Here is a 12,031-nt window from a genome sequence, read left to right on the forward strand (position 1 = left end):
AGTCAGGACACCGGGCGGGAGTCCTCCCAGATCGACTCGAATTCCTCCCGGTACGTCGGGAACAGCCCGTGGTCCGCGTCCCGCGCCGGGCCCCGGGTGCCGGCGCCCCGCAGGACCAGCACCGGCGCCTCCATGCCGCGCGCCCGGCGCAGGTAGGACTGCACCACCGCGATGCCCGAGGTCTCCCCCTCCACCAGGTACGCGGTGAAGCGGGGCGTCTCGTCGAAGACGTGGATCTCGAACCGCGAGGGGTCGCGCAGCCCGGCCCGCACCCGGCGCACGTGCAGGATGTTCATCTCCACCGAGCGGCTCAGCTCGCCCTTGCGCAGCCCGAGCTCCCGCTCGCGCCGCTTCACGGCGCTGCTGGCCGGGTTCAGGAAGAGCAGCCGGACCCGGCAGCCGGCCTCCGTCAGGCGCACGAGTCTTCGGCCCGAGAAGTTCTGCACCAGCAGGTTGAGCCCTATGCCGATGGCGTCGAGCCGGCGCGCGCCCCCGAACAGGTCCTCCGCCGGGAGCTGCCGCTGCAGCCGCACCCGGTCCGGGTGGACCGAGATGACGTCCGCGTACCGGTCGCCCACCAGGTCCTCGACGGCGTCGATCGGCAGCCGGTCCGCGCCCGGGGCGCCCGCTCCGCCGCCGAGCACCTCCAGCAGCCGCGCCGAGGCCCGCTCGGCCTGCTCCAGCACCGCCCGGGACAGGGCGCGGTTGCGGGAGACCACGTTGCGGGTGACCTCCAGCTCGTCGAGCGCCAGCTCGATCTCCCGCCGGTCGTCGAAGTACGGCTCGAAGCACGGCCAGTGCTGGACCATGAGCTCCCGCAGCTGCGGGAGCGTCAGGAAGCTCAGCACGTTGTCGTCGGCCGGGTCCAGCAGGTAACCCTTGCGCCGGCTGACCTCGCGTACGGCCACGGCCCGCTGCACCCACTCCTGACCGGCGGGCCCGGCGGCCGCGACCACCCAGTCGTCCCCGCCGTGCACGGGCTCGTAGATCGGCCGCAGCACCGCACCGACGACGGCCCGCAGCCGCTGTTCGATCAGGTTCAGCCAGATGTACGCACGGCCGGCGCGCTGCGCGCGGGTGCGGACCTCGCTCCAGGCGTCCGCGCCCCAGTCCAGCTCGGCCCCGGCCCGCGCACTCCCGGCCTCCGCCGGGGCCAGTGACACCGCCCCGGCCGACACCCCCGCCGACGCGCCGCCGGACACCCCGCCGGGCGCACCACCGGGTGCACCTCCTGGGGCGTCCGCCGGGCCGCCCTCGTGACCGCTGTCACCAGGGGGCAGCTCCAGACCTCCCGAGCTCACCCGTGCACCGCCTTCTGCGTCTGGACGCCCGTCTCCAGTGATCACGGAAGGGTACTCCGAGCTCGGCGCCCGATGCAGCCCGATGGGGTCCGAGGGTCTGTACGCAGGTGGTCGGTTGACCCATTATCGGATGCCCACATGGTCCTCTGACCCGCATATCAGCTCTCCGGGTCACCCGGTAGGAGCATCCCAAGTCCCCGCTTGCGCGCCCACTTTCGGGGAAGATCTGGGTCAGACGCGGTCCACGCCGGATCGGCACCAAGACACATCCCGCCAGCCGGGGGACGAGGGGAAGAGCCGTATCCATGCAGGTCTGGCCGGGACAGGCGTATCCGCTCGGCGCCACGTACGACGGCGCCGGGACCAATTTCGCGGTCTACTCGGAGGCCGCCCGACGCATCGAGTTGTGCCTCCTGCACGACGACGGCTCCGAGACGGCGGTCGAACTGCGCGAGACCGACGCCTTCGTGCGCCACGCGTACCTGCCCGGAGTGATGCCCGGGCAGCGCTACGGCTTCCGCGTGCACGGCCCGTACGAGCCCGAGCGCGGACTGCGCTGCAACGCGGCGAAGCTGCTGCTGGACCCGTACGCGCGGGCGATCGCCGGGACCGTCGACTGGGGCGAGGAGGTGTACGGCTACCACTTCGGCCGGCCCGATTCGCGCAACGACCTCGACTCCGCCCCGCACACGATGAGTTCGGTCGTGGTGAATCCGTACTTCGACTGGGCCAACGACCGTCCGCCGCGCCACGAGTACCACCACACGGTGCTGTACGAGGCGCACGTCAAGGGGCTGACCATGCGCCACCCCGACCTGCCCGAGGAGCTGCGCGGCACGTACGGGGCCCTCGCCCATCCGGCGGTCATCGGGCACCTCACGAAGCTGGGGGTGACGGCGCTGGAGCTGATGCCCGTGCACCAGTACGTCAACGACCACCGGCTGGTCGACGACGGGCTCAGCAACTACTGGGGCTACAACACGATCGGCTTCTTCGCCCCGCACAACGGCTACGCCTCGGGTGACCGCGGCCAGCAGGTGCTGGAGTTCAAATCGGCGGTACGGGCGCTGCACGAGGCGGGGATCGAGGTCATCCTCGACGTGGTCTACAACCACACCGCCGAGGGCAACCACCTGGGCCCGACGCTGTCCTTCCGCGGGCTCGACAACGCCTCGTACTACCGGCTCACCGACGACCCCCGGCACTACATGGACACGACGGGCACCGGGAACTCGCTGCTCATGCGCTCCCCGCACGTGCTCCAGCTGATCATGGACTCGTTGCGCTACTGGGTCACCGAGATGCACGTGGACGGCTTCCGCTTCGACCTCGCCGCCACCCTCGCCCGGCAGTTCCACGAGGTGGACCGGCTGTCCTCGTTCTTCGACCTGGTCCAGCAGGATCCGGTGGTGAGCCAGGTCAAGCTGATCGCGGAGCCCTGGGACCTGGGCGAGGGCGGCTACCAGGTGGGGAACTTCCCGCCGCTGTGGACCGAGTGGAACGGCAAGTACCGCGACACCGTACGGGACTTGTGGCGCGGGCAGCCGCGGACGCTGGCGGAGTTCGCGGGCCGGCTGACCGGCTCCTCCGACCTCTACCAGGACGACGGCCGCCGCCCGCTGGCCTCCATCAACTTCACCACGTGCCACGACGGTTTCACCCTGCACGACCTCGTCTCGTACGACGAGAAGCACAACGAGGCCAACCGCGAGGGCAACCGGGACGGGGAGACCCACAACCGGTCCTGGAACTGCGGGGTGGAGGGGCCGACGGAGGATCCGGAGGTGCTGGAGTTGCGCGAGCGCCAGATGCGCAACTTCACGGCCACGCTGATGCTTTCGCAGGGCGTGCCGATGCTCAGCCACGGTGACGAGTTCGCCCGCTCCCAGGGCGGCAACAACAACGCGTACTGCCAGGACAACGAGCTGTCGTGGGTCAACTGGCCGGAGCCGGGCAAACCGGCGCCCGCCCTGCTGGAGTTCACCCGGCGGATGGTGTGGCTGCGGCGCGACCACCCGGTGTTCCGGCGGCGCCGGTTCTTCCACGGGCGGCCGGTGGAGGGGACCGACGACGAGCTCTCCGACATCGCGTGGTTCACCCCGCACGGGGAGCCGATGCGGGCCCGCGACTGGCAGGCGCAGAACACGCGTTCGCTGACAGTGTTCCTGAACGGGGAGGCCATCTCCGAACCGGGCTCGCGCGGCGAGCGGATCACCGACGACTCGTTCCTGATGATGTTCAACGCGGGCGCCGATCCGCAGGAGTTCACCATCCCGGCCGGGCACGGAGCGCAGTGGCGGCTGGTCGTGGACACCGCGCGGCCGGACGTACTGCCACCCGGCACCGGGCCGCAGTACGCGGCCGGGGACCGGGTGGCGCTGACGGGGCGGTGCCTGGTGCTGCTTCAGCGCCCGGCGTAGGAGGACCCGGGGGCGGCCCGCCGGGGGTCGCCGTCCGCGGCGGCGGTCTGCTGCGCCGGGATGAAGACCTTCGGCGCGGCGGGGTGCGTCCGGGCGGCCGGCACCCGGGTCACGAGCGCCAGGAGGAGGGACAGCGCGGCCGCCCCGACGGCGACCGCGAAGGCCCCGGCGGGCCCGTACCGCTCGGCGAGCCGCCCGGAGACGGCGAGGGCCGCGGCCTGCCCGGCCACGAGCGAGCTGGCGGCGAAGGCCATGGACTCGGCGAGCCGGACCGGTTCCACGACCCGCTCGGTGAGCGCGAACGCGGTGATCAGGTGCGGGGCGTACGCGGCCCCGAGCACCGTGACGACCGCGTACAGCGGCCACAGGCTCCCGGTGAAGAGCAGCGGTACGGAGAGCACCAGCGCCGCGGCGGTGGCCGCCCGCCAGCGCAGCCGCAGCCCGATCCGGGCGGGCAGCGCGCCGAGGGCGAGGCCCACGGCGGCGCTGACCACGCCCATCGCGGCGTACACGATGCCCGCCTGGCCGGGGACGCCCAGACGAGCGGTAAGGGCGGCGATTCCGGCCTGGCAGGCGCCGAACATGGCGCCCTGGAGGAGCAGGGAGCCCCGTACGGCGTACACGACGCGCGGGTGCCGGGCGGGGCGGCGGGCAGCGTCGCCGCCGCGGCCGGAGCCCCCTGCGGCCGCGGCACCGGCCGCATGACCGGCCCCCGCTCCGGCCCCCGCTCCGGCCCCCGCTCCGGCCCGCGGGCCCGTCCCGGCCGTGACGGCGGCGGTCGGGTGCAGGGCGAAGGCGGTGCCGAAGACGGCGACGAGCGCGGCGGCCCCGCCGAGGGCGATCGCGGGGTGCGCCACGAGCGCGGCGAGTCCGACGAGGGCCGGCCCGATGACGAAGGAGACCTCGTCCAGGGTGCCTTCGAGGGAGTGGACGGCTCCCACCACGCCCTCGCCGGCCTCGCCGCGGTGGGCCAGGGCCACGGAGCGGGTCCGGGCGAGCGGCCCGATCAGCGGCACCGAGGCCCCGGTGACGGCGCCGAGGGCGGCGAGCGGGACGGTGGCGAGGCCGCCGAGGGCTCCGGCGACCAGGGCCGCGGTGGCGACCGCGTTGACGGCGGCCGCCGCGAGCACCACGGGCCGCTGCCCGTGCCGGTCGGCGAGCCGGCCCAGGAGGGGCCCGCAGACCACCTGTCCGGCGGAGAGGGTGCCTCCGACGATGCCGGCGGTGGCGAGCGAGCCACTGGTCTGCGCGACCAGCAGCACGCTCCCGAACTGGGACATCGCGACGGGCAGTCGCGCGAGGAAGGAGAGGAGCGGGAGGAGGGGCCCGGTCAGGGCGATGACTCTTCGATAGGTGTTGACGGTTCCGGCCACTTGATCGACGCTAACCCGTTGCAGTCACTCGGATGCATTGGGTAATGGCACGGAATCCGTGAAGGTGGGTACGTACGTTCTCATGAGCCAGCCGTATGAGCGCACCCAAACGGAATCTGATGTTCTGGCAGCCGTCACTCCAGCGTCGTCCGCGGCGCCTGACCCGGTCCCCGGCCCGCGTTCGACGTACCGCCTCCAGCTGCGGCCGGAGTTCCCCTTCTCCGCCGCCGAGGCGGCCGTACCGTACCTCGCCTCGCTCGGGGTCTCGCACCTGCACCTCTCGCCGGTGCTGGAGGCGGTCCCCGGTTCGACGCACGGGTACGACGTCACCGACCACACCCGGGTCCGGGCCGAGCTCGGCGGCGAGCCGGGGTTGCGCGCCCTGGCCGCGACCGCGCGGGGGCACGGGCTCGGCCTGGTGCTGGACATCGTCCCGAACCACATGGCGGTGCCCTCCCCGCTGCGGCTGAACGCGCCTCTGTGGGAGGTGCTGCGGGAGGGTCCGGACTCCCCGTACGCCCGGTGGTTCGACATCGACTGGGAGGCGGGCGGCGGGCAGGTGCTGCTGCCGGTGCTCGCGGAGCCGCCCGGGCCCGACTCCTTCACGCCCGACCGGGACGGCGGCGTCCTGCGCCACGGGGAGCTGGAGTTCCCGCTGCGCGAGGGGACGGCGGGGCTGGCGCTGCCGGAGCTGCTGGCCGCGCAGTGGTACCGGCCGGCCTGGTGGCGGGAGGCCCGGACCGGGCTCAACTACCGCAGGTTCTTCACCATTTCGGGCCTGATCGGGGTCCGGGTCGAGGACCCGGAGGTGTTCGCCGCGACGCACGCGAAGGTGCTGGAGCTGGTCCGGGACGGGGTGGCCGGGGGGCTGCGGATCGACCACGTGGACGGGCTGGCGGACCCGGAGGGGTACCTGCGGCGGCTGCGGACGGCCGTGGGCGACGGCTGCTGGGTGGTGGTGGAGAAGATCCTGGCCCGCCACGAACGGCTGCCGCGCGGCTGGCCGGTGGCCGGAACCACCGGCTACGACGCCCTGCACCGGGTGGACGGCGTGCTCACCGATCCGGACGGGGCCGCGGAACTGGCCCGCCGGTACACGGAGTTCACCGGGAGTGCGCAGTGGCGGGAGACGGCCCGGGCGTGCGCGCGGGAGGTGCTGACCGGCGATCTGGCGGCCGAGCTGGCGGCGCTGGAGCGGGCCGCCGGTCCGCGGCTGGCGGCCGGGGTCAAGGAGTTGCTGATCGCCTACCCGGTCTACCGGCCCTACCCCGGCGAGCCGGAGCTCGACCCCGGCGCCCTGGCCGAGGCCGCCGCGGCGGCCGGTGCGGGAGCGGTGGCCGGCGTACGGGACCTCGTACTGCGCGATCCGGCGTTCGCGGCGCGGTTCGCCCAGACCTCGGCGGCGCTGCGGGCCAAGTCGCTGGAGGACCGGGCCTTCTACCGCTACGCCCCGCTGCTGTCGGCCACCGAGGTCGGCGGTGATCCCGGCCAACCGGCCGTCATGCCCGCCGAGTTCCACGCGTACTGCGCCGAACTCGACCGGGACTGGCCCGGCTCCGGCACGGTGCTGTCCACGCACGACACCAAGCGCAGCGCGGACGTCCGGGCCCGGATCTCGGCCCTCTCCCAGGCCCCCGAGGCGATGGGCGCGCCCACCGGGCCCGATCCCCAGCTGGCCTGGGTGGCCCGGCAGACGGCGCTCGGCCTCGGGGAGGCCCCCGAGCGCGCCGAACGCCTCGCGGAGGCCCTCCTCAAGGCCGTGCGCGAGGCGGCCCTGCACACGAGCTGGACCGACCAGGACCCGGCGTACGAGGGCACGGTCGCGGGCTACGCGCCGCGGGACCCGGAGCTGCCGCCGGAGCTCGCCGCGGCGGCCCGGGCGAACCTGCTGGGCATGACGCTGCTGCACCTGGCGATGCCCGGGGTCCCGGAGGTCTACCAGGGCGCCGAGACCGAGTACCGGGCCCTGGTGGACCCGGACAACCGGCGCCCGGCCCGGTTCCCGCGCGAGGCCCTGGCCCGGCTGGACTCGGGAGCCGCGCCGCGCGGGCCCGCGGAGGAGAAGCTGGCGCTGACGGCCGCCCTGCTGCGGCTGCGCCGGGACCGGCCCGGGCTGTTCACCGGGTACGCCCCGCTGCCGGCCCGGGGCCCGGCGGCCGGGCACTGCCTGGCCTTCGCCCGCCCGGGCGGGCTCGTCGCGGCGGTCACCCGGCTCTCGCACCGGCTGGCCGGGAGCGGCGGCTGGCGCGGCACCGCGCTGCCGCTGCCGCCGGGGAAGTGGACGGCGCTGCTGGACCGGGAAGTCGCGTACAAGGGCGAGGCCCCGCTCGCGGAGCTGCTTTCGGCGCGCCCGGTCGCCCTCCTGGTACGCGAGGGCGGGGACGATTGAGAGGGGCCGCCGCAATCGCCGGGGAGGGCCGCTCCGAGGCCGCCGCTCCAAGGCGTTGGCCAGGGGTTTCCCGGAATTATGGGGCGCGCGGAGCAGTAGGGGGCGTGCACGGCGGGCATTGCATCAGACGTGACCCTCCTCCGTGACATGTGCTACCCCACACCGTCCGAACTTGCTGTGGCCGCCCGCGCGCTGGCGGACGAGCATCCCGGCCCGGTCCGGCTCCGCCGGGCCGGGACCTCCCGGGGCGGCCGGCCCCTGTGGCTGCTCTGCGTCGAGCCGAGCGGCCGCCCGCGGGGCGCGGGCGTGCTCGTCGTCGCCGGGGCCCACGCCAACGAGCCCGTCGGCGGCGCCACCGCGCTCGCCCTCGCCCGGCGCGTCCTCCACGACCCGGTGGTCCGGGCCGGCCGCGGCTGGTACTTCCTGCTGTGCGCCGACCCCGACGGGGCGGCCCTGCACCGCACGCCCCGCCCCCGCTCCCTGCTCGACTACCACCGCAACTTCTTCCGTCCCCCCGGTCCCGAACAGCCCGAGTGGGCGCCGTCTTTACTGCCCCCGGACCGGCTGCCGCCCGAGACCCTCGCGCTGACCGCACTCATCGACGAGCTGCGCCCCGCCCTCCAGGTCTCCCTGCACGGCACCGACCTCGGCGGGTCCTGGGTCCAGCTCACCCGGGACATACCGGGCCTCGCGGAGCCGTTCGCCAAATCGGCCGCCGAGCTGCGGATCCCGGTGGAGACCGGGGCCTCGGACGCGGCCGGCTGGCCCTCCCCCGGCCCCGGGATCTTCGTGATGCCGCAGGCCGGGGCCGACCCGAACGGAGCGTTCCACCCGGAGGACACCCGGCTCAGCACCTGGTACCACGCCCACCGGTACGCGGGCACCACCGCCATCGTCGAAGTCCCCATGTGGGCCTCGGACCTGGTGGACGACCCCGCCCCGCACCCGGACCCGCGCGGCGCCCTGCGGATCCTGGCGGGGCGGCTCGCCGCCGACGCCGCGCTGGTGGCCCGCGTACGGGAGCGGTCGGCAAGGGCGTGGGAGCCGTCGGCGGATCCCGCGGCGGGCCGAGGTCCGGACGCCGGCGCCATCGCCGGCGCCGGCTCCGACGCCGAAGCGGCCGCCCTGCTGCGCGCCGTCGACTGGACCCTCGCGCTGATCCCCCGGATCACCGTGGAGTGGACCGGCGCCGGGGCCCCGGCCGAGGCCACGGCGGCCGCCATCAGCAGCATCGACGCCTTCGCGCGGCGGCTGTCGCTGCGCGCCGCCGCGATGCTGCTGCGGGTGCTCCGGGCCCAGGGACATCCGGCGGCCCCGGGGCTGGACCGGCTCGTCACCGGCTGGTGCGAGGAGTTCGCGGCCCGGTTCCGGGCACGCCGGATCCCGGTGGCCACGCAGGTCGAGCACCAGACCCGTACGGTCCTGGCGGCGTACGAGCGCCTCGTCGCGCAGGGGTTGGAGGACGGGGCCGGGGGGCCCGGCCGGCTGGGCGAGCCCGACGGGACGGTCAGTGCGTAGCCCCGGCCGCCGGCTCCCCGGACGGCGGCACGGCCACGGCCAGGGAGTAGCGGCGCTTGGGCGCGCCGGCGGCGCCGAGCCGGTCGTAGAAGCGGATCGCGCCCTCGTTCCAGTCCGGGGTCTGCCACTGGACCTGGTCGAGGCCGAGCGTGCGGGCGAGGTCGGCCACCCCGGCCATCAGGGCGGCGCCGAGGCCGTGGCCGCGAGCCTCCTCGGCGAGGTAGAGGCAGTCCATGTGGAGGTAGTGCCGGGCGTCCCAGAACGCGAACTCGGCGGAGCAGGCGGCGTATCCGGCGACCGACCCGTCAGGGGCCTCGGCCAGCAGCACCCACAGCCGGGCCCCGTCCGCGAAGAGCTGCGGACCGAGCCGGTCGGCCAGGCCCGGGGGCCGGGGCGCGGACTTCTCGTACGCGATGTGCTCGTGGACGAGCTCGACGAGGCGCGGCAGGTCCTCGGGGCGCGCCGGACGCACGACGGGCGGCTGTTGCTTCGGGTCTGCGTGTTCCATGGGCACCATCATCGGTCCCGGGGTGATCACGAGGGCGGGCGGGCCGCGGCTCCCGGCGTGATCCGGGAGACGGGCCTCAGCTCGACGAGAGCCGGAAGCTCATCCGGCCGAAGCCGATCTGGTCCCCGTCCCGGACCACCACCGAGCCGGTCACCCGGCGGCCGTTGACCGTGGTGCCGTTGGAGGAGCCGAGGTCCGTGAGCACCCACACCCCGTCGCGCATCCCGAGCTCGGCGTGGACCCGGGAGACCGTGCCGTCGGTGAGCCGCAGCCCGTTCCCCGGGTCGCGGCCGATCCTCAGGGCACGGGCGCTCGGGTGCGGCAGCAGCAGCTTGGGCAGCCGCTCGGCGGTCCAGGCCCGCCGGACCCCGGCGGACACGGCCGAGACCCGGCCCACCCAGCCGAAGACGCGGCGGGTCCACGCGCCTTCGGCGCCCGCGCGGCTGCCGAGGTCGGCGGTGAGGACCGCGAGGTCCTCGGAGCGGCGGGCGACGAGGGCGAGTTCCATACGGCGCAGGAACGTGTCGTGGGACAGCTTCCCGAGGGCCGCACCCTCACGGAGCTGCTCCAGCGCCCGGTCGCGCTCCGCGTCCGACAGGCGCGGTACCGGGAAGGCGGGGAACTCGAAACTCGACGTCACAGGGTGATTGTCGGCCCGTCAGGGCCGGAGTGTCCAGAACTCCTCCGGCCGTCCGCGCGATGATGGGCCCGGCACACGTTCCGGGTACCGCAGCAGACGAGGGGAACCGTCCGTGCAGTTCGAGGTGTGGGCACCGCAGACAGACCGGGTCGCGCTGCGACTCGGCGGCGCGACGTACGAGATGGCACGCGATCCGGACCGGGCCGGCTGGTGGACCGCCGAAGCCGCGGCGGTCGACGGGGACCGGTACGGATTCCTGCTGGGCGTGGCCGCCGGGGAGGAGACCGTACGGCCCGACCCGCGCGGGCGGCGGCTGCCGGACGGGCCCGACGGCCTCTCGGCGGTGGTCGATTTCGAGCCGCTCACCCCGCGGGGGCCGGCGCCCGGCACCCGGCTCCAGGACGCGGTCCTGTACGAGCTGCACATCGGCACCTTCACCCCCGAGGGCACCTTCGACGCGGCCGCCGCCCGCCTCGGGCACCTCACCGCGCTCGGGGTCACGCACGTGGAGCTGATGCCGGTCTGCCCCTTCCCCGGCCGGCACGGGTGGGGCTACGACGGGGTGGCGCCCTGGGCGGTGCACGAGCCCTACGGCGGCCCGGCCGGGCTGGCCCGGTTCGTGGACGCGGCGCACGCGGCCGGGCTCGGGGTGGTGCTGGACGTGGTCCACAACCACCTTGGCCCCTCCGGCAACCACCTCCCCGCCTTCGGCCCGTACTTCACCGAGACCCACCACACCCCGTGGGGCGCGGCGGTCAACCTGGACGCGGCCGGCTCCGACGAGGTGCGCGCGTACCTGCTGGGCAGCGCGCTCGCCTCGCTGCGGGACTACCGGATCGACGGACTGCGGCTGGACGCGGTGCACGCGCTCGCCGACGAACGGGCGCTCCCCTTCCTGGAGGAGCTGTCGGCGGCCGTGGACGAGCTGGCCGCCGAGTCCGGCCGCCCGCTGTTCCTGATCGCCGAGTCCGACCGGTGCGATCCGCGCACCACGACCCCGCGCGCGGCCGGGGGCCTGGGCCTGCACGCCCAGTGGAACGACGACTTCCACCACGCGCTGCACTGCGCGCTGACCGGCGAGTCCCAGGCGTACTACGCCGATTTCGCCGAGGCGCCGCTCGCCGCGCTGGCCAAGACCATGACCCGGGCGTTCTTCCACGACGGGACCTGGTCCTCCTTCCGGGGCCGCAGCCACGGCCGCCCGGTGGACCGGCGGCGCACCGCCGCGCACCGTTTCCTGGGCTACACGCAGACCCATGACCAGATCGGCAACCGGGCCCTCGGCGACCGGCTCTCGGCCTCCCTCTCCCCCGGACTGCTGGCGTGCGGCGCCGCGCTGGCGCTGACCGGGCCGTTCGTGCCGATGCTGTTCATGGGCGAGGAGTGGGCCGCGGGCACGCCGTGGCAGTACTTCACCGACCATCCGGACCCGGAGCTCGCCGAGGCCGTCCGCAGCGGCCGGCGAAGGGAGTTCGCGGCGCACGGGTGGAAGGCGGAAGAGATCCCGGACCCGCAGGACCCGGCCACCCGGGACCGCTCCTGCCTGGACTGGGCGGAGCCGGAGCGCGCCCCGCACGACCGGCTGCTGGCCTGGTACCGGACGCTGATCGCCCTCCGGCGCACCCTCCCGGACCTGCGCGACCCGGATCTGGCGGCGGTGCGCGTGGCGTACGACGAGGAGCGGCGCTGGGTGACCTTCCGGCGGGGCGACGTGCGGGTGGCGGTGAACCTGTCCGCCGAGCCGGTGACGATCGCACTCGGCCGCAACGGGGTCCGGGTGCTGGCCTCCTGGGACCCGGTGGCCCACCCGGGGCCCGACGGCCGCGTCCATGTCCCCGCCGAATCGGTGGTGTTGCTGGGCCCGTAATTCCTGCGCCGACCC

General features: G+C 74.9%; 8 protein-coding genes. 4 read left to right on the forward strand and 4 right to left on the reverse strand.

The annotated features are described in order from the left end of the window. Positions 1-2 precede the first annotated feature (2 nt). Positions 3-1,301, reverse strand: a complete 1,299-nt coding sequence (locus CP980_RS07315; RefSeq protein WP_150493132.1) for an SAV2148 family HEPN domain-containing protein — start codon at positions 1,299-1,301, stop codon at positions 3-5. A 305-nt stretch (positions 1,302-1,606) separates the two neighbouring features. Between CP980_RS07315 and glgX the strand changes: the two genes are divergently transcribed. After that, on the forward strand, positions 1,607-3,721 hold the full coding sequence (glgX, locus tag CP980_RS07320; protein ID WP_132759037.1) for a glycogen debranching protein GlgX: 2,115 nt from the start codon (positions 1,607-1,609) through the stop codon (positions 3,719-3,721). Here glgX and CP980_RS07325 read toward each other — a convergent pair. Beyond that, the gene (locus CP980_RS07325) at positions 3,706-5,094 is read right to left on the reverse strand and encodes an MFS transporter (protein ID WP_150493134.1); all 1,389 of its coding nucleotides are present in this window, start codon (positions 5,092-5,094) and stop codon (positions 3,706-3,708) included. The genes glgX and CP980_RS07325 overlap by 16 nt on opposite strands. An 82-nt stretch (positions 5,095-5,176) precedes the next feature. On the opposite strand from CP980_RS07325, the gene treY reads away from it, so the two are divergent. Together treY and CP980_RS07335 are read left to right on the forward strand one after the other, a co-directional pair. Then, entirely contained in the window at positions 5,177-7,483 is a 2,307-nt protein-coding gene (treY, locus tag CP980_RS07330; RefSeq protein ID WP_150493136.1) for a malto-oligosyltrehalose synthase, read from the forward strand. Positions 7,484-7,630: 147 nt separating this feature from the next. Further along, positions 7,631-9,001 carry a M14 family zinc carboxypeptidase gene (locus CP980_RS07335; protein ID WP_425281767.1) on the forward strand — a complete coding sequence of 457 codons (1,371 nt, stop codon included), beginning with the start codon at positions 7,631-7,633 and terminating at the stop codon, positions 8,999-9,001. Here CP980_RS07335 and CP980_RS07340 read toward each other — a convergent pair. Next, on the reverse strand, positions 8,991-9,509 hold the full coding sequence (locus CP980_RS07340) for a GNAT family N-acetyltransferase (protein WP_132759041.1): 519 nt from the start codon (positions 9,507-9,509) through the stop codon (positions 8,991-8,993). The genes CP980_RS07335 and CP980_RS07340 overlap by 11 nt on opposite strands. Before the next feature lie 76 nt (positions 9,510-9,585). Next, positions 9,586-10,149, reverse strand: a complete 564-nt coding sequence (locus CP980_RS07345; RefSeq protein WP_132759042.1) for a DUF1707 and FHA domain-containing protein — start codon at positions 10,147-10,149, stop codon at positions 9,586-9,588. A 112-nt stretch (positions 10,150-10,261) separates the two neighbouring features. Between CP980_RS07345 and treZ the strand changes: the two genes are divergently transcribed. Further along, complete coding sequence (treZ, locus tag CP980_RS07350) at positions 10,262-12,016, forward strand: malto-oligosyltrehalose trehalohydrolase (RefSeq protein ID WP_150493139.1); 1,755 nt, start codon at positions 10,262-10,264, stop codon at positions 12,014-12,016. Positions 12,017-12,031: the final 15 nt, after the last annotated feature.

It is taken from the genome of Streptomyces vinaceus, assembly GCF_008704935.1.
Taxonomy (GTDB): Bacteria; Actinomycetota; Actinomycetes; order Streptomycetales; family Streptomycetaceae; genus Streptomyces; species Streptomyces vinaceus.